Below are 22,426 nucleotides of genomic sequence, written 5' to 3'. Positions count from 1 at the left end.
GACCCCTCGCCCTCCACCCCTCCTCCCAGATCCTGGGTGCCTCCCGATCACGACCCAGCCATGCACGGAGGCCCACCATGAAGATCACGATCCCCCTGCCCACCACCATGACCTCCCACTTCATCGTCGCCATGGAGCAAGTGCCCTTCGACGTCGAGTCGTTCGTCCCATGGCGCGTGGGCGGCCCGTTCAAACGAGCCGCCATCACGGCGGCAGCCCACGGCACCCTGTCGGTGACCCACCACCCGACCCCGTGGAAGCCGACCACCACCACGTTCACCGACGACGAAAGACGCCGACTGCGCCGCACGAGACAACACGTGGTGGTCTCCGCCACCGCACCCCCGCACAAGCTCCCGACCGCCGTGCAGGTGGCCCGCGCCTCGGCCAGGGCGCTGGCCAGGGAGAGCGACGGCCTGCTGATCGACCCGCTGACCGACTCGACGATCCTGACGTGCGGCAGGTGCGCGGGCGAGCCCACCCATTTCCGCCTGGACGACGACTGGCTGTCCTGGGACGTCCAGGTCCACGACGCCGCCACCTGCCCGCCGTGGGACCCGTCCGACATGGGCGCGTGCGACTGCCTGCGGGTCACCTCCCGGGGCCTGCGCCGCTTCGCCCTGCCCGAGATCACTCTGGACGGCGCCGCCTGCGCCCACAACCTGTGCGCCACCAACCTCCTGCGCACGGTCGCCGGCCGCCTGCTGACCGACCACCTCTCCTACCTGGCCCGGCACCCGGAGGCGACCACCCACAAGATCGACGACTTCCTCCACATCCAGCCCGCCGACCAGCCCGACGGCGGCCTCCCCTTCGGCGTCCGCCTCACCCCGTACGACGCGGACGCCGGCGAGCTGGGCCGCACGGGCAGCATCCGCCGCCTCAAGGTGGGCCCGGCCCCCGGCACCGGCCAGATCACCTGCCTCAAGGTCGGCCCACCTTCAGGCTTCACGGGCTCTCTGAACGACTGGCTCTGCGCCACCCAAGCCTCCCAGCACGCCACCCTGACCTCGATCGACTTCCACTCCCCAGACCCGGCCCGCGTCCTGGCGGCATGACCCGGGCCGTCCCCGCACCGACGGCCCACCCCACCCCTCACCCCCAACCGAACGGGAACCATCGCGCATGCCGACCGCACCCACCGCAACACGACGCCGCGAGCAGGGCCCCGCCTCCCCTGAACACCCCGAGCCGCCCTCTCCCGCCCGCATGCGAGGCGCACCCCCACACCCAACCGCGGCGACTCCCCGCACGCGCCACTCTGACGAGGACCAGCTACCTCATGGGGATGGAGGGCGGCAGATGACCATGGACTGGGCGGGGAGCCGCAGCCCCTCGTCGTCCGTCGCCACCGGCTCGTCCGAGGCCAGCAGCACCGTGCCGGGCGACACGGGCACCGTCACCGACTCCTGGGAGAAGTTGACCGCCACCGCCAGCTCCCCCCGCCACACCAGCAGCCACTTCTCCAGCGGATCCATCTCCACCCGCACCCGGTCCAGCCGCGGGTCCGACAGCTCGGGCAGGGCCTTGCGCAGGGCGATCAGGTCGCGGTACCAGCACAGCAGCGACCAGTGCGCCTCCTCCTTCACCTCGCCCCAGTCGAGCTTCGACTTGAGGAACGTCTCCTCGTCCGACGGATTCGGCGCCTCCCACACATACCCGAACCCGTCGAACTCCCGCTCCCTCCGCACCCCTTCGCTGTCGCGCAGCTCGGGCTCGACATGATCGGAGAAGAAGAGGAACGGCGTACGCGCCCCCCACTCCTCGCCCATGAACAGCATGGGGGTGAACGGCGAGGTCAGGAGCAGTCCGGCACCGAGCTTGAGTGCCGGCATGGGAAGCCGGTCGCCGGCGGGCCGGTTGCCGATCTGGTCGTGGTTCTGCAGGCAGGCCACGAGCCGGTATCCGGGCACGCCCGCGTACGAGCTGCCGTGCGTGCGAGCCCGGAAGCTGGAACGGGTGCCGTCGTGCACGACCCCATGCGTGAGCACCTTGGCGAGGGCCGGGAGGTGGGCGAAGTCCTGGTAGTAGCCGTGGCTCTCGCCGCTGACGGCGCAGTGCAGGGCGTGGTGCACGTCGTCGTCCCACTGCGCGGTCATGCCGAGCCCGCCGGCGTCGAGCGGGCGCACCATGCGCGGGTCGTTGAGGTCGGACTCGGCGATCAGCGACAGCGGGCGTCCGACGAAGCAGGCCAGCGCGTCCACTTCCTCCGACAGCTCGGCCAGCAGGTGCTTGGCGCGCTTGTCGTGCAGCGCGTGCACGGCGTCGAGGCGCAGGCCGTCGATGTGGTAGTCGCGCAGCCATTGCAGGGCGTTGCCGATGAAGTAGCGCCGCACCTCGTCGGAGTCCGGCCCGTCCAGGTTGACCGCTTCGCCCCAGTAGCTGCCGTCAAAGCCGGAGAAGTACGGGCCGAAGGGCCGCAGGAAGTTCCCCGACGGTCCGAGGTGGTTGTAGACCACGTCCAGGATGACCCCGATCCCGGCCCGGTGGCAGGCGTCCACGAGCGACTTGAGCCCGTCGGGCCCTCCGTACGTCTCGTTCACGGCGTAGAGGTCCACGCCGTCGTAGCCCCAGTTGCGGCCGCCCGGCACCGGCGCGACCGGCATGATCTCCACGAAGTCGACGCAGAGCTCCACCAGATGCGGCAGCTTCTCGATGGCCGCGGCGAACGTGCCCTCCGGCGTGAACGTCCCGATGTGCAGCTCGTAGATCACCGCTCCACGCAGGTCGCGGCCCTTCCAGTCGTGGTCGGACCAGGTGAAGCGGGCATGGTCGTACACCGCGCTCTGCCCGAAGATCCCCTCCGGCTGCCGGTGGGTGCGGGGGTCGGGGTACGGGCCGTCGCCGTCCACCACGAAGCCGTACCGGGTGCCGTGCCCGGCACCCTCCACCTCCACCGACCACCAGCCCCCTTCCCGGGGCGACATCGCCCGGCGCCCGCCCAGGACGTCCACTTCGACCGACGTGGCCTTCGGTGCCCAGACCTCAAAGATCATGTCTCTCCAGGAGTGAGACCGGATACTGACCGAGCAGGTGCGCGAGCGGGATCCGCCCGGTGAACAGGCCACCGGTGAGCAGGTCCCGCCAGGTGCCCGCGGGCAAGGTCAACGTGGTGGACCCCCACCCGCCCGCGGCGGCCAGGCCCACGGGCAACCGCGTCGCCACCACAACCGCCCGCGGCCGCCCCCCAACCCCAGCAACGCCCCCGCCTTGCTCCTCGGCAACAGCCCCCGCTCGCTGCTCGGGCTCGACGGAACCTCCGCGTTCGCCGTCAGGCCGGACACCCTCGCCGTCGGGGTGGTCGCCGTGCTCGCCACGGGATTGGCCGGCGTGCTCGCCGTCCGGCCGGACACCATGGACGTCGTCCGTCCGGGCGCCGCCCACGCCATCGAGGTGGGCCCCGTGCTCGTCCGCTGGCGGCGCACCATACCCGACATCGGCCCGCACCCGATACGCATCGGCAGGCCGCGTGCCCTGTGCGGCATGGGTGCGCGCTCGCTCGCGGGCGTCACCGTGCGCGGCGGCGTTGGCCTCGCCGCAGGTGGCGGCACCTGCCCCAGGGTCGGTGTCAGCCGTGGCGGCGGCTCGGGACCGAGGTGCGTCGACGCTGGGCACACCAGCGTCCGCCGCATCGCCCCCGGATGCGCCGTCATCCGGTGTGCCAGTGCCCGGCGTGCTGGGGCCCGGCGTGCCGGGGCCCGGCATGCCGGTGGGGTCCTGTGTCGGCGGGCGTGCTCCGAGGCCGGCCGCCGGGCCGGCCTCCAGAGACCAGGGGGCGCCCGTCCCCAGTGCCGAGCGAGCCCCAGGGCCGGCCTCCGGGGTCCAGGCGGTGCCCGCTTCCGGGGCCGGGCGAGCCCCGGGATCGGTGGCCGGGTCGTGCTCCGGGGCCCAGATGGTCTCTTCCTCGGTGAAGGTCCAGGTGGCGGGCCGCGGAGGGGCGGGGGTGGTGGTGTCGGGCGTGGTGCGGGCGAAGGCGATCACGTGGTCGGCCTGAGGGCCGTCCGCGTACAGAGGCGAATATGCGGCGGCGCCCCCCAGCCGCCGCCTCAAGCGCAAGGCCTGGGTGGTGACCAGGAGTTTGGCGGAGTCCCAGGAGGTTTCGGGTTTGCGGGGGTAGGTGATCGGCCGCCGGTTGTCGGGGTCGACGAGGGAGAAGTCGGTGGTCTCGTTACCTTGGTAGACGTCCGGCACCCCGGGCATCATGAGCTGCACGAGCTTGGCTCCGAGGGAGTTCGACATCGCGTACCGGTCGATGCGTTCGGTGAAGCCGCCGATGGGGAGGCGGACGGCGGCTGCGGCGAAGGCGCGCAGGCGGCGTTCGTAGTCGGGGTCCGGGTTGACCCAGGAGATGGCGGTCTTGGCTTCGCGGGCGGCTTTGAGCAGGTATTCGGTGAAGCGTTCGGCGGAGATGGGCCAGGCGGCCATGAGGTTCTGCCAGGCGAGGTAGTCGAGGTGGGGGTCGAAGCTGACCTGCGCCGACCATTCGGCCACGGCCGCGGCCCACTCGCCGGGCAGCTCCGACAGCACCGACAGGCGGGCCCGCACGTCCTCGGAGCGTTTGGTGTCGTGGGTGGACAGGGTGGTCATGGTGTAGGGGGACATTTCTCCGCAGAATTCGTGGAACTCCTGCACCGAGATGCCGAACACGTCGGGCTCGCCGCCCACCTCGTTCAGGCAGGCGAGGGGGAACCACCGGTAGAGCGCGGTGTCCTCCACGCCCTTGGCCATGACGGGCCCGCACGTCTGCTGGAAGCGGACGATCGACTCGGCGGAGCCGTACAGGACCTCGTGGACGAGGGGGCGGACGGCGGGTGAGCAGGAGGCGGCGGCCAGCTCGACGGTCTCGACCGCCACGGGCGGCGGGGGCTCACCGGGCACCACGTACGCGCGGTAGACCGGCATGGCGGCGAGCAGCTCGCGGACGGCGGCCGGGTCGCAGGAGGTGGCGCGGGCCAGCCGGTCCACCTCGGCGCCGAAGAACAGGTCGAGCACGTCCTGCTTGGCCTGGGCCATCACGGGCCGGTAGTCGGCGGGCTGCCCGGTCAGCTCGGTGAACAGCCGGATGAGCGGCTCCTTGCCGGCGGGGTCGACGAAGAGGCCGTTGACGCGGTTGAGCACCTCGTAGCCGGTGGTGCCGTCGCAGGCCCAGTCGGCGGGCAGCCGTTCGGGGCCGATGAGGATCTTCTCGACGACGGTCCAGGCGCTGCCGGCGCGGGCGCGCAGGCGTTCGAGGTAGCCGCGCGGGTCGGCGAGGCCGTCGGGGTGGTCGACGCGCAGCCCGTCCACGAGGCCCTCGTCGAGCAGCCAGAAGATCACCTCGTGCGTGGCGAACAGCACGGACGGGTCTTCGACGCGCAGCCCGATCAGCGTCGACACGTCGAAGAAGCGCCGGTAGCCGGGCCCTTCGCGCCAGTCGACGAGCCGGTAGTGGCCGGGGTGGGGGAAGGCATGCTCGTGGTAGCGCAGCACGTCGCCGTCCACGACGGGCGGGGTGTCGTCGCCCAGGACGGGCAGCGCGACCTTGCCGTCCACCCACTCGATGTCGAACCAGGAGGCGCACGGCGAGGCCGGCCCGTCCTTGAGGACGGACCAGAACTGCGCGTTCACGGTGTTCATGTGGTTCGGCACGATGTCGATGACGATGCCGAGGTCGTGGGCGGCGAGCTGCTGCGCCATCTCCCTGAAGCCGGTGGCGCCGCCGAACTCCTCCCTGATCCTGGAGTGGTCGGTGACGTCGTAGCCGTGCCGCGACTCGGGCGTGGCCTGGAGGATCGGCGAGAGGTAGACGTGGCTCACGCCGAGGTCGCGCAGGTAGCCGGCGATCTCGGCGACCTGGGCGAAGCCGAAGTCGGGGGTGAGCTGCACCCGGTAGGTGGAGAAGGGCCTGGACAGCGGGGTCGGGGGGCTAGACACGGCGCAGCACCCGCATGCTGCGGCCGGGCACGGCGATCGCGTCGCCCGCCTTCACCATCCGGGCGTCCAGCCTGATCGGCATGGCCGTGTCGATCTCCGTATGCCACATCTCGCCATAGTCCTTGGGGATCGTGAACTTGATCGTGTCGTGGTGGGCGTTGAACAGCAGCAGGAACGAGTCGTCCCTGATCGTGCGGCCGCGCCGGTCGGGCTCGGTGATGGCGTCGCCGTTGAGGAAGACGGCCAGGGACTTGGCGTAGCCGACCGTCCAGTCGCCGTCGGTCATCTCCTCTCCGGACGGGGTGAGCCAGGCGATGTCGCGCAGCCCGCGTACCGGCTTGCCGTAGAAGAAGCGGCGCCGGCGGAAGACGGGGTGTTTCTTGCGCAGCTCGGCCAGGCTCTGGGTGAATTCGAGCAGCAGCCAGTTCTCGCGGACGTCCGACCAGTCGACCCAGGTCAGCTCGTTGTCCTGGCAGTAGCCGTTGTTGTTGCCGCGCTGGGTGCGGCCGAGCTCGTCGCCGTGCGAGAGCATCGGCACGCCCTGCGACAGGAACAAGGTGGTGAGGAAGTTGCGTTTCTGCTGCTCGCGCAGCGATTCGATGGCGATGCCCGCAGGGCCTTCCTCGCCGCAGTTCCAGGACCTGTTGTCGTCGGTGCCGTCGCGGTTGCCCTCCTTGTTCGCCTCGTTGTGCTTGTGGTTGTACGAGACGAGGTCCTGCAAGGTGAAGCCGTCGTGGCAGGTCACGAAGTTGATCGAGGCGGCGGGGCGGCGGCTGTCGTCCTTGTAGAGGTCGCTGGACCCGGTGAACCGGGAGCCGAACTCGGGCAGGGTGGCCGCCTGCCCGCGCCACAGGTCGCGGATGGTGTCGCGGTATCGCCCGTTCCATTCCGTCCAGCGGGACGGGAAGTTGCCCACCTGGTAGCCGCCGGGCCCCACGTCCCACGGCTCGGCGATGAGCTTGACCTGCGACAGCACCGGGTCCTGCTGGACGAGGTCGAAGAAGGCGCTCAGCCGGTCGACCTCGTGCAGCTCGCGCGCGAGCGTCGAGGCGAGGTCGAACCTGAACCCGTCGACGTGCATCTCGATGACCCAGTAGCGGAGCGAGTCCATGATCATCTGCAGGACGTGCGGCGAGCGCATGAGCAGGCTGTTGCCGGTGCCCGTGGTGTCCACGTAGTACCGCTTGTCGTTGGCGACCAGCCGGTAGTAGTTGATGTTGTCGATCCCCCGGAACCCCAGCGTCGGCCCGAGATGGTTGCCCTCGGCGGTGTGGTTGTAGACGACGTCGAGAATGACCTCGATGCCCGCCTCGTGCAGCGAGCGCACCATCGCCTTGAACTCCAGCACCTGGCCGCCGCGCTGCCCCTGGCTGGAGTAGCGGTTGTGCGGCGCGAAGAACCCGATCGAGTTGTAGCCCCAGTAGTTGGACAGCCCGCGCTGCTCCAGGATGTGGTCGGTGACGAACTGGTGGACCGGCATCAGCTCCAGCGCGGTCACGCCGAGCCTGGTCAGGTGGTCGAGGATCTCGGGGTGCCCGAGCGCCGCGTACGTGCCGCGCAGGTGCTTGGGGATCTTGGGGTGGCTGATGGTGAGCCCGCGCACGTGCGCCTCGTAGATCACGGTGTCGTGGTACGGCGTCGCGGGCGGCCGGTCGTGGCCCCAGCCGAAGAACGGGTTGATCACCACCGAACGCGGCACGTACGGAGCGGAGTCGCGATCATTCCTGATGTCGGGCGAGCCGAACCGGTAGCCGTAGACGGCCTCGTTCCACTTGACGCCGCCCTCGATGGCCATGGCGTACGGGTCGAGCAGCAGCTTGCTCGGGTTGCACCGCAGGCCGTGCGCCGGCTCGTAAGGCCCGTGGACGCGGTAACCGTAGCGCTGACCAGGCCCGATGCCCGGCAGGTAGCCGTGCCAGATGAACCCGTCGACCTCGCTCAGCGGCACCCGCGACTCGACGTTGTCCTCGTCGAACAAGCACAGCTCGACCTGGTCGGCCACCTCGGTGTAGAGCGAGAAGTTGGTGCCGGCCCCGTCGTAGGTAGCCCCGAGCGGATAAGGGTCTCCCGGCCAGATCTCGATCATCGAGGCTCCCTTACGGTCTCTCCCCATGTTCCGTTCCCCCGCTCCACCGGACAACCCCGGGCCCCAGCTAGATCACTCTGTTCCTTCCCACGCTGAGGGCGTCATTACTCCGCCTCGCTTCTTCCGAGGTCAAAACGGGTGAGCCGCCCCGACGGCGCGGTATCGGAAGCGGCTCACGCACTCAGCATCCCTTACGTCACCGGTTTCGGACCGTCTTGTACGGCAATGTGCCGACTCCATGGGCGGTTTCAAACAGTTCTTACTCCGTGGCAACATCGTCGAGCTGGCCGTCGCCGTGATCGTCGGCGCCACGTTCAGCGGCCTCGTCCAGGCGTTCGTGGCGGACCTGATCACCCCGCTGATCGGCGCGGTGACGGGCGGCCGCCAGCCGAACTTCGCCGAATACTCCTTCACGATCAACGGCAGCCGGTTCAAGTACGGCGACTTCCTCAACCACCTGCTCACCTTCCTGATCATCTCGGCCATCGTCTACTGGCTCGTCGTGGCCCCCATGACCCGGCTCATCAGCCTCCTCGAGCGGAACAAGACGGCCGCGACCAAGCAGTGCCCCGAATGCCTGTCCGACATCCCGACCGAGGCCCGCCGCTGCGCGCACTGCACGGTGGAACTGGTGCCGGATTCGGAAAAACCCAGGCCATGACGCGCGACCGCGCGGCCCGTCCGTCAAGATGGACCGATGAGCGTTGAGTTGATGGTCTGGGACGAGCCGGTGCCGATCAGCAGGGACCAGGCGCGGGCGACGTACCTGGCGGTCAAGCGAACCCCGCCCGGCACCGGCACCGCACCCGACGTGGCCAAGGAACTGCCCGGGGAGGTCACGCTCTACCCCGGGCACGTGCTCGTCTCGATGGACCTCGACACGATGGACGAGCTGTCGGCCCAGGTGTTCACGGTCGCGCGCGCCCACGGCCTGGTCTGCTACGACCCCCAGCGGGACCTCGTGCACAACGTGGCCCCGCTGGGCGTGTACGAAGGGATGCAGCTGCACACCGGGGACGGGATGGTCGTCCATGATCCTGACCTGGGGCTGATCCACGACGTGCTGGGAACCATGTCGGCGCAGAACCCGTTCGTGGCGCTGGTGAACTTCGGGCAGCACTTCTTGCAGGTTTCGCCCGGGTTCGAGCTGGAGTACAAGGAAGGAAACCTGGTCAGGGCCATGGTGGCGGAGCTGGAAGAGGTGCGGCAGGCGTTCAACGAGTACGCGACGGGCGAACGCGGCTTCCTCAGCCGCCACCAGTGGGCTTAGGCGACGTATGACGACGCAGGGGCCGGCATGCGGCAGGATCGGGGCGTATGAGAACCCTGTATCCGCCCATCGAACCGTACGACTCCGGCCTGCTCGACGTCGGTGACGGTAACCAGATCTACTACGAGGTCTGCGGCAACCCCGACGGCAAGCCCGCCGTCATGATCCACGGCGGCCCGGGGGGCGGGTGCAGCGCCAAGCATCGCCGGCAGTGGGACCCCGAGCGGTACCGCATCGTGCTGTTCGATCAGCGCAACTGCGGGCGGAGCCTGCCGCACGCCTCCGACCCGGCGACCGATCTCGCGGCCAACACCACGTGGCACCTGGTGGCGGACATGGAGAAGCTGCGCGAGCATCTGGGCATCGAGCGGTGGCAGGTGTTCGGGGGGTCGTGGGGCAGCGCGCTGGCGCTGGCGTACGCGCAGACGCACCCCGACCGGACGAGCGAGATCGTGCTGCGCGGCATCTTCCTGCTGCGGCCCCACGAGCTGCGCTGGTTCTACCAGGAGGGAGCCTCCTACCTGTTCCCCGACCTGTGGGAGCGGTACGTCGCCCCGATCCCCGAGGAGGAGCGGGGCGACCTGATCGAAGCGTTCGGCAGGAGACTGGAGGGGGCGGACGACGAGGCCAGGCTGGCGGCGGCCAAGGCGTGGTCGCAGTGGGAGGGCGGCACGGTGACGCTGCTGCCCGACCCGGCGCTGGTCGAGGAGTTCGGCGAGGACAAGCACGCCGTCTGCTTCGCCAGGATCGAGAACCACTACTTCCGCCACGGCGGCTGGTTCGAGCCCGCCGACCAGTTGCTGAGGGGCGTCGACCGGATCCGGCACCTGCCGGCCGTGATCGTGCAGGGCCGCTACGACGCCTGTACGCCCATGGCGACGGCGTGGGATCTGCACAAGGCGTGGCCGGAGGCGGAGTTCCACGTGGTGGACGACGCCGGGCACGCCTACTCGGAGCCGGGCATCGTGGATCGGCTCATAGAGGCGACCGACCGGTTCGGATCCTGACCAAGGCCCAGGTTCGGCTGCTGGCCGAAGCCAGGGCCCGGCTGCTGCCCGAAACCAGGCTGCCGGCCGAAGCCCGAAGCGGGCAGGTGGGCCGCGCCCTCACCTGCCAGGCGGGCGCGGACCAGCCGTACCGCCGGGGTGACCGCGCCCACCAGCAGCAGCGTGAACAGCGGCGCGAGCACCGCACCCAGCAGGAAGCCCGCGGCGACGTCGTGCGGGTAGTGCACGCCCACGAACACCCGCGAGAACGCCATGACGGCGGCCAGCGGGAACACCGCCCAGGCCAGGCCGCGCCAGGCGAGCACGAGCGTGGCGGCGGCGCCGGCCGCGATCACCGAGTGGTTGCTGGGGAAGGACCAGTCGTCCAGGGGCGGGCAGGCGGCGATCGTCGCCACGCCGCCCCGGCACGGCCGGTCCTCCCTGACGAGGGTCTTGACGACCTCGCTCACGATGTACGCCAGCACGATCCCGGCGGGCCCGGCGATCACGAGGGCCAGGTCACGAGCCGGCGCCCGCCACGCTCGCACGGCGGCCACCACGAACAGCGCCGCGAAGAGGAATAACCCGGCGTCGGTGCCGACCTCGGCGAAGGTGTGCAGCCATGCGGGCGTGGTGAGGGCGAAGCCGACGATGTCCTGGTACACGCGTGTCCAATCCGTGAACGACCAATGGACACGACCTTACGGACTGAACGCGTCGAATGCCTCGACCTATCGGCTGAAAAGCCCTCCTACTTAGGTAAGGCCCCGCTCCTTAGGTAAGGAACTGCCGCGCCAGCGCTGCCTGCTTCGTCTCCAGCTCGGCGCGGGTGATCAGCCCGCGGTCGAACGCCTCGGTGGTGGCGTCGCGCTCCGCCATGTAGTAGGCGGCCATGATCTCGCTGCGCAGGGGCGTGAACCCGCGCTCCACGCAGTCGGAGAAGACGGACACCTTCTGCTCGACGGCGTCCGCCGCGACGGTGCAGGCCAGGTCGCGCTCGCGGAGCTGCTGAACCGCTTCACGAAGGGTGATGGGACCGAGCGACCCGTTGAACCGGGTATCAAGTGTGATCTTCACTTTCTTTGCGCCTCCACAGGTTTGAAACGTTCGGAAGAAGGCGGCGTATTCCCAGTTCAGAGCGGGTAAGAGGGCAATCGTGATCGGAGCGCACGTGATCGTCGGATACGCGAACGACGCGGGCGGGAGAGACGCTCTCGCCCTCGGCGCCGCGATCACCCGCGTCACCGGCGGGGAGCTGACGATCGCCACGATCTACCCGCCGGGCAGCCCGGGGCTGGCGGTCGAGGCGCAGGCCAACCTGGCGCACGCGGCCGAGGCGCTGGGACCGGTGCCCGCCGAGTACATCACGTACGAGAGCCGGGGCACGGGGCGCGGCCTGTCGGTGCTGGCGAGCCGGATCAGGGCCGACCTGATCGTGGTCGGCTCGGCGGCCGGCGGGCAGCACGGCCGCATCGCGATCGGCTCGGCGGCCGACCACCTGCTGCACCTGTCGTCCGAGGCGGTGATGCTGGCGCCGGCCGGCTACCTGCCGCCCGCCGAGCCCGGCCGCCTCACGCTGGCCTACGTGCATCGGCCGCAGTGCGACGCGGCGGTGGGGCAGGTGGCGCAGGCGGCGCTGCGGCTGGGCGTGCCGCTGCGGCTGATCACCCTCGACCTGCGCACCGAGGACCAGGGCAAGCTCAGGGACGACCTGGCGCTGGCCGTGCGGCTGGCGTGGGAGACGACCGGCATCGAGGCGGAGTCGGAGGTGGCCGAGGGGCACGACGTGACGGCCGCGCTGGCCGGCGTCGAGTGGCTGCCGGGCGAGCTGCTGGTGTGCGCGGCCAGTGAAGACGCCCAGCCGCACCGAGTGTTCCTCGGCGAGCTGGCCATGAAGGTGCTGCGGGCGTCCTCCTGCCCGGTCACGGTGCTGCCGAGGGGGTTCTCCTAGGCTTGCCCGTGTGTTCGTGACGCGGATGATCGTGGTGGCGGTGCTGGCCGCGCTGGCCGGCGTGTACGTGCTGGCCGGCGCGCCGGGGGCGGTGCTGGTGTTCGCGGTGCAGTGCCTCTACACGCTCTGGTCGCGGGCGTGGTGGCTGCTGGCCGCGCAGGCCGTGCTCGTCTTCTGGGTGACGCTGGGGGCCGGCTCGTCCGTGGTCGTGCTGGGCTTCCTGGCGGGGTCGCTGCTGGTGACGCGGCTGTGGGCGGTGGCGCCCGCCGTGGCGTTCAGCGCGGTCGTGATCGCGTACGCCCGGGGCGGCGGCCTCGCCTCGACGCTCGACCTGGCGATCACGACGGTGCTGATGACGTTGATCGTCCTCGGGCTCATCCGGCTGGTGGAGCGCGTGGACGAGCTGCACGCCACCCGGCAGGCGCTGGCCGCGGCGGCGGTGGGCGAGGAGCGGCTGCGCATCGCGGCCGAGCTGAGCGACGGCCTGGGGCGCGGCCTCGCCACGATCACCGACGGGGTGCGGCGCGCCATGAACCACACCACGGCCACAGACCTGGGCGAGGCGGTCAGTGCGGCGCGGCGCTCGCTGGCGGACGCGCGGGCCGCCGCGGCCGGCTACCGCGCGATGTCGCTGACGCCGGAGCTGACCACGGCCAGGGGCATGCTGGAGGCCGCCGGCGTGCGGGTGGAGGTGCGGGCCGGGCACGCCGAGCCGCTGGGGCCGGCGGGGGCGCTGCTCGCGACCGTGCTGCGCGAGGCCGTCACCGACGTCGTACGCCGCGGCACGGCCCGCCATTGCCTGGTCGAGACCGAGGAAGGCCCCGGCACGGTCACCCTGCGCATCACCGACGACGGCCGTCGCACCGCCGAGGACGACGCGCTGAGCGAGCTCGCCGCCCAGGTCAGGGCGGCCGGCGGCACGCTGGGAGCGGGCCTGTCGGACCAGGGCCGCCACACGGTGGAGGCGACGCTCCCCGCCCCGCGCCGCCGGCCGGAGGAGCGGCCGCGCGCCGACCTGTCCGTGCTCATCCTGGCCGCCGTGCTGGTCGGCTTCAGCCTCAAGGCCCTGCTGCAGATCCCGACGGGCCTCCTCCCCCACGCCGTCGGGCTGCTGGCCGTCATCGTGGTCATGCAGCTCAGGTCCGTCCATGGCCGTCACATGGCGGCGCTGGGCGTGATGGCGGTGCTGGCGTTCGCGCCGGTCCCGCTGTTCGGCCCGATCTGGCTGGGCGTGGGCGGTTTCCTGGCGGGCCCGGTGCTGCTGGCCTTCCGCCCGCGCACGGCCTGGCCGCTGGTCGCGGCGATCGTGGCCGCCACGGCCGCCCTCGCCGCCTCGTTCGAGCTGCCGTTGGCCGCGGCGGCGAACGTCACGGTCAGCAACCTCGTCACCGGCCTGGTGATCTACAGCCTGCTGCGGCTGGCCGGGATCGCGAAGGAGCTCCAGGCCGCCAGGGAGGGCCTGGCCCGCTCGGCCGTCGTCGAGGAGCGCCTGCGCGCCGCCCGCGACCTGCACGACCTGCTGGGCCACGACCTGGCCGCGATCCTGCTGAAGTGCGAGCTGGCCCGCCGCCTCCCGCCGGAGGCCGCGCGGGCGGAGCTGGCGGAGGTCCTGGAGATGGCCGAGCGGGCCGGGCACGACCTGCGCTCGGTCTCGGGCGGGCAGCTCGACCTGTCGCTCGCCGCGGAGGCGGGCTCGGCCGCGTCCGTCCTGCGGGCGGCGGGCGTCGAGGTGGCCTCCGACCTGGCGCACCCGCCGCTGCCGGCCGAGGTGGAGACCGTGCTCAGCGCCGTCCTGCGCGAGGCCGTCACGAACGTCCTGCGCCACAGCGCCGCCCGCCACTGCGTGATCCGCACGTCCGCCGGCGGCGGGCGGGTGCGCCTGACCGTGCGCAATGACGGCGCCCGCGCCGGCGAGGCCCGGCGCGGCTCGTCCGGGCTGGGCAACCTCACCACCCGCCTGGCGGCGCTGGACGGGCGGCTCACGACGGGCGCGGACGACGGCTGGTTCGTGCTCGACGCGACGGCGCCGCTAGATCCAGCCCGCCTCGGTGGCCAGGCGGACGGCGTCGGTGCGGTTGCGCGCGTTTAGCTTGGTCACGATGGCCGTCAGGTAGTTCCGCACGGTGCCGGCCGTCAGGTGCAGCCGGGCCGCGATGTCGGGGGCGTCCAGGCCGCCCGCGACGAGCCGTAGCACGTCGGCCTCGCGCGGCGTGAGCGGGTTGTCGGCCAGGTCCCACGCGGTGACGGCCAGCGACGGGTCCAGCACCCGCTTGCCCGCGGCCACGTCGCGGATCGCCTCCACCAGCTCCTCGGGCGGCGCCGTCTTCAGCATGAACCCGCCCACCCGCGCCGCCAGCGCCCGCTTGAGGTGCGCGGGCTTGCCGTGCCCGGTGAGCATGAGCGTCCGGCACGACGGCACGCGGGCGCCGATCCGGGCGGCGGCCTCCAGGCCGTCGAGCTCGCCCGGCATGTCGATGTCGAGGACGGCCACGTCGGGCAGCTCAACGGCGGCCGAGGCGACGGCGGCCGCGCCGGACTCGACGGCGGCGACCACCTCCAGGTCCGGCTCCAGGCCGAGCAGCGCCGTGAGCGCGCCCCTGATGACGGCCTGGTCCTCGGCCAGAAGAATGCGAATCACGCAGCCTATTGTCCACCAATGTCCGGATCATGATGACGTCATGGGTGGTGGGTGACGGCATCTCTGGGACGCGTACGCGCTGGTCGGCACGCTGGAACACATGACAGAGCCGGGCATGACAGAAGCAGTGCGGCTGGACGCCGTGAGCAAGGTGTACGGGAAGGGCCAGGGCGCGGTGGCGGCCCTGCGGGAGGTGTCGGCCGTCATCCCGCGCGGCTCGTTCACCGCCGTGATGGGGCCGTCGGGGTCGGGCAAGAGCACGTTCCTGCACTGCGCGGCGGGGCTGGACGTGCCGTCGTCCGGCTCCGTGCGGCTCGGCGGCACCGAGCTGACCGGGATGGGCGAGACGGAGCTGACCGAGCTGCGCAGGCAGCGGGTCGGCTTCGTGTTCCAGGCGTTCAACCTGGTCGCGGCGCTCGACGTGGTCGAGAACGTCACCCTCCCCCTCCGCCTGTCCGGCGCCCGGGTGCCGCGCGGCCGGCTGGAGGACATCCTGCGCCGGGTGGGCCTGGAGGGCCGCGCCGGGCACCGGCCCGCGCAGCTCTCGGGCGGCCAGCAGCAGCGCGTCGCCATCGCCAGGGCGCTGATCACCGGCCCTGAGGTGGTGTTCGGCGACGAGCCCACCGGGGCGCTGGACACGATGACCGCCAGGGACGTGCTGCGGCTGCTGCGCGAGGTGGTGGACGGCCTCGGCCAGACCGTCGTGATGGTGACGCACGACCCACTGGCCGCCTCGTACGCCGACACCGTGCTGTTCCTGGCCGACGGCCGGATCGTGGACTCCATGTCCGGCCCGACGGCCGAGAAGGTGGCCGAGCGGATGACCAGGCTGGGGGCGTGGACGTGAGGGCCGGGTTCGGCGATCGGAGCGCGAGGGCCGGGTTCGGCGATCGGGACGTGAGGGACGGGTTCGGCTGGAAGTCGGGGGTGTGGGCGTGTTGACCGGGTTCGCGTGGAAGTTGTTGCGGGAGCGCAAGGGCGCGTTCGCGGGGGCGTTCGTGGCGCTGCTGTGCGCGGCGGCGCTGGTGTGCGCGTGCCTGATGCTGCTGGAGACCGGGCTGCGCGGCGCGGTCTCGCCCGAGCGGTACGCGGGCGCACCCGCCGTCGTGGCCGCCGACCAGTTCGTCCGGCAGACCGTCGGCAAGGGCGACGGCGAGATCAAGACGAAGGCCAAGCCGCTGGCCGAGCGCGCCTGGCTGCCCGAGACGGTCGTTGAAACGCTGCGGCGCACGCCCGGCGTGTCGAAGGTGGTGGCCGAGGTGACGTTCCCGTTCGGCGCGTACACGGGGCACGGCTGGGAGTCGGCCGCGCTCACGCCGTTCACGATCGCGCGGGGACGCGAGCCGCGGGGCGCCGGCGAGATCGTGGTGGACGCCCGCGCCGGGCTGGAGGTGGGGGCGCGGCTGCGCGGCTACCGCGTGGTGGGGGTCACCGCGCAGGCCCTGCCGAGCCAGGACACCGTGTTCTTCAGCACCGCGCAGGCCCGCCGCCTGGCCGGGCGGCCCGGCATGGTCAGCGCCGCCGGCGTCTTCCCCGGCCTCGCGCGGGCGCCCCAGGGCGCGGTGCTCTACACCGGGGACGAGCGCGGCAGGCTGGAGTTCCTGGACGCCGAGCAGGCCAGGGTCAAGCTGATCAGCATGGGCGGCGCGCTGGCCGGAACCTCGCTGATCGTGGCGATCCTCGTGGTCGTGGGCACGTTCGCGCTGTCGATCCAGCAGCGCCAGCGCGAGCTCGCGCTGCTGCGGGCGGTGGCCGCCACGCCGCGGCAGGTGCGCCGGCTGGTGGGCGGCCAGGCGCTGGTGGTGGGCGTGCTGGCGGGGGTGCCGGGGGCGGCGGCCGGGGTCGGGCTCGGCCTGCTGCTGCACGCGGCCTTCGTGGCGCTGGGCGCGACCCCGGCGAACCTGCCGCTGGTCGTCAGCCCGTTCCCGCCCCTGCTCGCGCTGCTCGCCACGGTCGCCGCCGCGTGGGCCGCGGCCCGGGTCTCCGCCCGCCGCCTGGCCCGGATCCGTCCGGTGGAGGCGCTCGGGGAGGCCGCGCTCGACGACGGCCGGCTGCCCGTGTGGCGGCTGGTGGCCGGGCCGGTGCTGGTGGCCGGGGCCGTGACGCTCACCCTGGTGCTGTCGGGGCTGGACACGGAGGCCGCCGCCACGCCGGTGACCCTGCTGACCGCGCTGCTCTGGACGGTCGCCGTGTCGGTGCTCGGCCCCCTGGCCGCCCGCCTCGCCGTCGCCGTCCTCGGCCCGCTGCTGGCCGGCGCGTCGCGCCTGGTCCCGTCCTGGAAGAGGACGCCGGCCGGCGCGTCCCGGCCGGCGAAGGGGGCCAGTGGTTTCCTGGCGGCGCGGAACCTGCGCGCCACCCCCAAGGCGCTGGCCGCCGTGCTGTCGCCGCTCACCCTGATGGTGGCGATGACCTGCACGATCCTGTTCACCCAGACCACGATGGGCGCCGCCGCGCAGGAGCAGGCCGCCGCCGGCACCCGCGCGGACCACGTGCTGCCCGGCGCCGCCGCCTCGGCCGGGGAGGTCGGGCGCGTGCCGGGCGTCCAGGCCGTCACGCCGGTGCTGCGCACGTCGGTCCGGTTCGGCCTGGACAAGTACCCGGCCCAGGCCGTCGTCTACGACCGGCGCACGCTGGACCTGGGCGTGGTCGCCGGCACGATGGACGGCTTCGGCCCCGGCGCGGTGGCCCTGAGCGGCACCGCCGCCGCCCACCTCGGCCTCGCCCCCGGTGACCGGGCCGCGCTCACGCTCGGCGACGGCACCCCCGCCACGCTGAAGGTCGCCGCCGTCTACTCGCGCGGCCTCGGCTTCGGGGACGTGACGCTGCCGTACGAGCTGGTGGCCGGCCACGTGGACGACCCGTCGGGCACCCTGCTGGTCGCGGCCCCCGGGATCACGCTGCCGGGAGCCGCACCGGCGACCGCGACGATCAGCTCCGCGAACCCGCAGGTCACCTTCGTGGCCCTCGGCCTGATCATCGCCTTCACGGCCATCGCCGTGGTCAACACCCTGGCCATGGCCACGTCGGGCCGGGCCAGGGAGCTGGCCGTGCTCCGCCTGGCGGGCACCACCCGCCGCCAGGTCCTGCGCATGCTGCGCCTGGAGACGCTGGCGGCGGTGCTGGCCGCCGTGGTGACGGGCACCGCCGTGGCGCTGGTGACGCTGGCGGCGTTCGGGGCGGGGATGACGGGATCGGCGGTGCCGTCCGTGCCGCCGGCGGCGTACGGGCTGGTGGTCGCCGCGGCGACCGTCCTGGCCCTGCTCTCCACCACCGTCCCCGCCCGCCTGGCGCTCAGGACGCGCCCGGCGGAAACGGTGTCATCGACGTGAGAGGACCTGCTCGTACAGGTCCAGGTACCGGTCGGCCATCACCGACGGTGAGAAGCGGCGGCGGGCCTCGCGGCGGCACTCCTCCGGGTCGATCTCGTCGACCCGGAGCACCCACTCCGCCAGCTCCTCCTCAGTGTCGGCGAGGAAGCCGGTGCGGCCGTGGTCGATGATCTCCGGGAGGCAGCCGCGCCGCAGGCCCACGGGCGGGACGCCGAGCGCGAGGGCCTCCACGACGGCCGTGCCGCCCGGTTCGTCCCACTGGATGGGGAAGAGGGCGGCGCGGGCCGAGGCGTAGAGGTCGTCGCGTTCCTGGCCGCCGACCGCGCCGACCCAGCGGACCAGGTCCCCGTCGAGGTAGGGGGAGACCTGGTCGAGGTGGTAGCGCACGTCGGGGTGGCTGTGCAGCGGGTGGTAGGGGTTCTGGGCGACGACGTCGAGCTCGGCGGCCGTGTTGCGGCCGCTCACGGGGCCGGCCAGCACCAGCGGCAGCCCGAGCTTCTGGCAGATGCGGGCGGCCACGTGCTGGCCCTTGAGCCCGCAGATGCGGCCCATGACGACCAGGTGCTCGCCCCGCTCCGGTTGCGGGTCCCGGCCGGCGACAGGGCCGGCGACAGGGCCGGCGAGCGGGGTGGCGAGGTGGACGGCGCCGAGCGAGGCGGCGCGCAGGGCGTCGGGGGCGCGGGCGATCTGCGACTCCGAGACGCCGTTGACCGCGATCGACGGCGGGAACGCGCCGTAGAAGGCGGGGTGTTTGCGCAGGTCCCAGTGCAGGGTGTGGAGGACGGGCGGGCCGCCCAGCGCGGACAGCGTGGCCGGGCCCACCACCTCGACGTGGTCGTGCACGAGGTCGATGTCGTCGCGGCCGCGCAGCTCGGACACGACCCTGGCCAGGTGGGCGTGGGTGATGCCCATGACCTGGTTGTAGGGCTTCTGCAGCTCGGTGAACTGCTCCTCGTCGTAGGCGCTGATCAGCTCGTCCACGTCGAGGGTGCTGGTGCCGACGGAGGCCAGCACGACGTGCACGCCGCGGGCGCGCAGCTCGGGCACCAGTGTGGCCACGACGTTCTCGATGCCGCCGTATCCGGCGGGCGGGACCGCGAGCCACGGCCCCGCGTTCATCAGGACTTTCATGCCAGATCCTCCTCCAGTACGAGGGAGGCGAGCGGAGGTCGCTCGGCCACTCCCACGTCCACCAGACCCGCGTCCCCTTCGAGCCCGAACTGCAGGAGCGTGTGCGCCGGAGGCTCCGACGCGAGCACGCGGCCCTGGCGTTCCAGGCGGGACCAGGCGGTGAGCATGATCTGCCCGGCCATGCGGCCGAGAGCGGGGATCGACTGGTGCGTGTGGGTGCGGTGCCCCAGGTCCACCTGGGCCATCGCGTCCAGCCCGACGAGCTGGAGCAGGTCGACGAGGAGCCCGAACTCCACGCCGTACTCGGTGACGAACGGCACCTGTTCGAGGACTTCGCGGCGGGCGGCGTACTCGCCGCCGAGCGGCTGGGCGAAGCCGGCCAGCTCGGGCCAGAACATGTTGAGCAGCGGCCGGGCCACCAGCTCGGTCACGCGCCCGCCGCCGCCCTGCTGGGCGACGCCGTCGGAGCCGATGTAGGGCCGCTCGTAGGTGGCCTTGACGAAGTGCGTGTCGCGGTTGACCAGCAGGGGGCCGACCAGCCCTGACACGTAGTGCGCGCCGAAGCTGCGCAGGTCGGCGTCGATGTAGACGATGATGTCGCCGGTAGCGGCGGCAAGCCCTTTCCACAGGGCTTCGCCCTTGCCGGTGAGGGGTGGGAGGTGCGGCAGCACCTCTGCTTGTGCCACGACGCGGGCGCCGGCCTCCCGTGCCCGCTCGGCGGTGGCGTCGGTCGAGTTGGAGTCGACGACGAGGATCTCGTCGACCAGGGGGGTGCGCTCGACGAGGTCGCGGCGGATCGCGGCGACGATGTCGCCGACCGTGCTCTCCTCGTCACGCGCGGGAAGCACCACGCTGATCGTGGTGTCCTCCTTGGCCGGCACTAAGGCGTCCGCCGGCCACTCGGCGGCGGTGCTCGAGTGCGGGCCGTACCACTCCTGGGCCTTGGCCAAGGCTCGCATATCCGTCTCCATGCATCAGCCCCGATCTCATGAGGTCACGGCATCTGCCCGATCTATAGGCGCTTGAACCTATTTGTTTGATTCGGCCTAGACGTGGCATATGCCGGGTTGTGTCCCCTATGACCCGAGTCGGCATCGTAGGTGCCGGAAATGTCGCCGCTCGCCACGCTGACGTCCTGTCCGGGTTCCCCGATGTCACGATCGCTGGGATCGCCGACACGGATCCCCACAGGGCCGAGGCGCTGGCCTCGAAGCACGGCTCCCCCGCCTATGGCGGCCATGCCGACCTGCTCAGTGCCGGCGGTCTTGATGCTGTCTACGTCTGTGTGCCTCCTTTCGCGCACGGTAACCCGGAACATGATGTTCTGTCGTGTAATCTCCCGCTTTTCGTGGAAAAACCGCTTTCTCTAGATCTCAAAACCGCAGAAAACATCGCGTCCGAAATCGAGCGGAGATCTCTGCCCTCGGCCGTCGGCCACCACTGGCGCTACCTCGACATCGTCCGGCAGGCCCAGGACCTGCTCGACGGCCGCCCCGTCCGGCTCGCGCTCGGCCACTGGCTGGACAAGGTGCCCCCGGTGGCGTGGTGGCTGAACCCCGACATGTCCGGCGGCCAGATCGTGGAGCAGGCCGTCCACGTGCTGGACCTGGCGCGGCTGCTGGTCGGCGAGATCTCCATGGTGCACGCCGTCCCCGCCGAGAACACCGTGGACGGCGAGGTGGACCGCGCCACCGCCGCCGTGCTGCGCTTCACCGGCGGCGCCGCCGGGCTGCTCGCCACCTCCTGCCTGCTCACCCACAAGCACCGGGTGGGGCTGGAGGTGTGCGCCGACGGCATCGCGCTGGAGCTCAGCGAGACCCGCCTGCTCGTGGACGGCGAACGCGTGATCGAGGACGACGGCCAGGCGAAGGTGCGGGTGGACCGCGAGTTCATCAACGCCGTGCAGGGCAAGCAGGCCGATGTGCGCGTACCGTACGGGGAGGCGCTGCGCACCCACCGCCTGGCGCTGGCACTCGCGCGATCCGCCGCCGAACGGAAGCCGGTGATGCTCGATGATGACCAGTAGCGTGCTCAGCATCGACGAGCCGGGCGAGGTCTGTCTCGTCGAGGAGAAGCTGCCCGACGTGCCCGAGGGCGGCTTCCTGGTCAAGACCGTCTACAGCGGCATCTCGGCCGGCACCGAGCTGACCTTCGTCAAGGGCACCAACCCCTACCTCGGTTCGACGTGGGACCCGGCGCTCGGACTGTTCCTGGACGGCGCGCCGTCGGTGTCGTACCCGGTGCGCGGCATCGGGTACATGCAGGTCGGCAGGGTGATCGAGAGCCGGACGCGGGCCGCGCGCGAGGGCGCGCTGGTCGCCATGTGCTACGGGCACCGCACGGCGTACGTGGCCGATCCGATGGCCGACCGGTTCGTGGAGCTGCCCGGCGACCTCGACCCCATGCTCGGCATCTACGTCGCCCACATGGGCCCCATCTGCGCCAACGGCCTGCTGCACGCCGCGCACGACCTGCACGGCCCGGCCGTGCGCGACCTCGGCGACGGCGTGCGCGGGCGGCGCGTCGCGGTGGTGGGCGCGGGCGTGGTGGGGCTGCTGACGGCCCTGTTCGCGCGCGCGGGCGGCGCGGCGGAGGTCGTGGTCGTGGACGAGACCCCGGCCAGGCTGGAGATCGCCGCCGCGCTCGGCATGGACGTGCTGGCCGCCGGCGACGACCCGGCCGTGACGCTCAAGCGCCGCTGGCGGCACGGCCAGAACGACCGCGGCGCGGACGCGGTCTTCCAGTGCCGGGGCCAGGCCAGGGCGCTGGCGCTCGGGCTACGGCTGCTCCGCCCCCAGGGCACGCTGATCGACCTGGCCTTCTACACGCAGGGCGCCCAGGAGGTGCGGCTCGGCGAGGAGTTCCACCACAACGGGCTGACCCTGCGCTGCGCCCAGATCGGCCGGGTGCCGCGCGGCCTGGCCCACGCCTGGGACAGGGAGCGGCTCTCGTACGAGACGATCGGCCTGCTCAGGGAGCACGGCGACGCGCTACGCGAGCACGTGATCACTGATGTCGTCGGCTTTTCTGAGGCGCCCGGATTCCTGACCGGACTCGCGGCACGACGGCTTCAGTCCGTTCAGGCTGTGCTCCGCGACGATGTCGAGGACGAGCGCGGCTGA

The 22,426-nt window shown here is 72.0% G+C and carries 18 protein-coding genes; 10 read left to right on the top strand and 8 right to left on the bottom strand.

All coding sequences use genetic code 11. From position 1 onward, the window contains the following. The first annotated feature begins 77 nt into the window (after nt 1–77). A complete protein-coding gene (locus tag HCN51_RS08895) occupies nt 78–1,058 on the top strand; it encodes a hypothetical protein (protein WP_168008557.1) in 981 nt (326 codons plus the stop codon). Nucleotides 1,059–1,280: 222 nt separating this feature from the next. Here HCN51_RS08895 and treZ read toward each other — a convergent pair whose 3' ends face one another. Genes treZ through glgX form a run of 3 tightly spaced genes read right to left on the bottom strand, consistent with a single transcriptional unit; the run spans nt 1,281 to nt 7,999 of the window. Beyond that, the gene (gene treZ / locus HCN51_RS08890) at nt 1,281–2,996 is read right to left on the bottom strand and encodes a malto-oligosyltrehalose trehalohydrolase (RefSeq protein WP_168008555.1); all 1,716 of its coding nucleotides are present in this window, start codon (nt 2,994–2,996) and stop codon (nt 1,281–1,283) included. Further along, nucleotides 2,986–5,913 carry a malto-oligosyltrehalose synthase gene (gene treY / locus HCN51_RS08880; protein ID WP_346433581.1) on the bottom strand — a complete coding sequence of 976 codons (2,928 nt, stop codon included), beginning with the start codon at nt 5,911–5,913 and terminating at the stop codon, nt 2,986–2,988. Before treY ends, treZ begins: the two co-directional genes overlap by 11 nt. Continuing rightward, nucleotides 5,906–7,999 carry a glycogen debranching protein GlgX gene (gene glgX / locus HCN51_RS08875; RefSeq protein WP_080042545.1) on the bottom strand — a complete coding sequence of 698 codons (2,094 nt, stop codon included), beginning with the start codon at nt 7,997–7,999 and terminating at the stop codon, nt 5,906–5,908. The genes treY and glgX overlap by 8 nt, the downstream gene beginning before the upstream one ends. 238 nt (nt 8,000–8,237) lie before the next feature. Between glgX and mscL the strand changes: the two genes are divergently transcribed. Genes mscL through pip form a run of 3 tightly spaced genes read left to right on the top strand, consistent with a single transcriptional unit; the run spans nt 8,238 to nt 10,276 of the window. Further along, entirely contained in the window at nt 8,238–8,660 is a 423-nt protein-coding gene (gene mscL / locus HCN51_RS08870) for a large conductance mechanosensitive channel protein MscL (protein WP_168008553.1), read from the top strand. Nucleotides 8,661–8,696: 36 nt separating this feature from the next. Beyond that, the gene (locus HCN51_RS08865) at nt 8,697–9,269 is read left to right on the top strand and encodes a hypothetical protein (RefSeq protein ID WP_240972597.1); all 573 of its coding nucleotides are present in this window, start codon (nt 8,697–8,699) and stop codon (nt 9,267–9,269) included. Between the two features lie 47 nt (nt 9,270–9,316). Further along, nucleotides 9,317–10,276, top strand: coding sequence for a prolyl aminopeptidase (gene pip / locus HCN51_RS08860; RefSeq protein WP_168008551.1), 960 nt, complete (start codon nt 9,317–9,319; stop codon nt 10,274–10,276). Here the strand turns inward: pip and HCN51_RS08855 are convergent. Continuing rightward, nucleotides 10,216–10,920 (bottom strand): phosphatase PAP2 family protein, encoded by a 705-nt coding sequence (locus tag HCN51_RS08855; protein WP_168008549.1) that lies wholly within the window; start codon nt 10,918–10,920, stop codon nt 10,216–10,218. The two genes, pip and HCN51_RS08855, sit on opposite strands and share 61 nt — an antisense overlap. 109 nt (nt 10,921–11,029) lie before the next feature. After that, nucleotides 11,030–11,332: a hypothetical protein gene (locus tag HCN51_RS08850; RefSeq protein ID WP_168008547.1), complete on the bottom strand. Its 303-nt coding sequence runs from the start codon at nt 11,330–11,332 to the stop codon at nt 11,030–11,032. Between the two features lie 79 nt (nt 11,333–11,411). On the opposite strand from HCN51_RS08850, the gene HCN51_RS62195 reads away from it, so the two are divergent. Both HCN51_RS62195 and HCN51_RS62190 read left to right on the top strand, forming a co-directional pair. Then, nucleotides 11,412–12,206: a universal stress protein gene (locus HCN51_RS62195; RefSeq protein ID WP_346433580.1), complete on the top strand. Its 795-nt coding sequence runs from the start codon at nt 11,412–11,414 to the stop codon at nt 12,204–12,206. Nucleotides 12,207–12,216: 10 nt separating this feature from the next. After that, nucleotides 12,217–14,295, top strand: coding sequence for a histidine kinase (locus tag HCN51_RS62190; protein ID WP_206066720.1), 2,079 nt, complete (start codon nt 12,217–12,219; stop codon nt 14,293–14,295). Here the strand turns inward: HCN51_RS62190 and HCN51_RS08835 are convergent. Beyond that, the gene (locus HCN51_RS08835; protein WP_168008545.1) at nt 14,236–14,844 is read right to left on the bottom strand and encodes a response regulator; all 609 of its coding nucleotides are present in this window, start codon (nt 14,842–14,844) and stop codon (nt 14,236–14,238) included. The two genes, HCN51_RS62190 and HCN51_RS08835, sit on opposite strands and share 60 nt — an antisense overlap. 115 nt (nt 14,845–14,959) lie before the next feature. Between HCN51_RS08835 and HCN51_RS08830 the strand changes: the two genes are divergently transcribed. After that, nucleotides 14,960–15,691, top strand: a complete 732-nt coding sequence (locus tag HCN51_RS08830) for an ABC transporter ATP-binding protein (protein WP_168008543.1) — start codon at nt 14,960–14,962, stop codon at nt 15,689–15,691. 88 nt (nt 15,692–15,779) lie between these two features. Next, entirely contained in the window at nt 15,780–18,173 is a 2,394-nt protein-coding gene (locus tag HCN51_RS08825) for an FtsX-like permease family protein (RefSeq protein ID WP_168008541.1), read from the top strand. Here HCN51_RS08825 and HCN51_RS08820 read toward each other — a convergent pair. Then, the gene (locus HCN51_RS08820) at nt 18,162–19,304 is read right to left on the bottom strand and encodes a glycosyltransferase (RefSeq protein WP_168008539.1); all 1,143 of its coding nucleotides are present in this window, start codon (nt 19,302–19,304) and stop codon (nt 18,162–18,164) included. The two genes, HCN51_RS08825 and HCN51_RS08820, sit on opposite strands and share 12 nt — an antisense overlap. Next, nucleotides 19,301–20,263, bottom strand: a complete 963-nt coding sequence (locus HCN51_RS08815) for a glucosyl-3-phosphoglycerate synthase (protein ID WP_168008537.1) — start codon at nt 20,261–20,263, stop codon at nt 19,301–19,303. Before HCN51_RS08815 ends, HCN51_RS08820 begins: the two co-directional genes overlap by 4 nt. Nucleotides 20,264–20,382: 119 nt before the next feature. Between HCN51_RS08815 and HCN51_RS08810 the strand changes: the two genes are divergently transcribed. Both HCN51_RS08810 and HCN51_RS08805 read left to right on the top strand, forming a co-directional pair. Beyond that, nucleotides 20,383–21,330: a Gfo/Idh/MocA family protein gene (locus tag HCN51_RS08810; RefSeq protein ID WP_168008535.1), complete on the top strand. Its 948-nt coding sequence runs from the start codon at nt 20,383–20,385 to the stop codon at nt 21,328–21,330. Continuing rightward, nucleotides 21,317–22,426 carry a zinc-binding dehydrogenase gene (locus HCN51_RS08805; RefSeq protein WP_240972596.1) on the top strand — a complete coding sequence of 370 codons (1,110 nt, stop codon included), beginning with the start codon at nt 21,317–21,319 and terminating at the stop codon, nt 22,424–22,426. Before HCN51_RS08810 ends, HCN51_RS08805 begins: the two co-directional genes overlap by 14 nt.

The organism is Nonomuraea composti (assembly GCF_012034275.1).
In the GTDB taxonomy this organism is placed as follows: domain Bacteria; phylum Actinomycetota; class Actinomycetes; order Streptosporangiales; family Streptosporangiaceae; genus Nonomuraea; species Nonomuraea composti.
The sequence above is the reverse complement of the archived record's forward strand: the minus strand, read 5'-3'. Positions and strand labels throughout refer to the sequence as shown.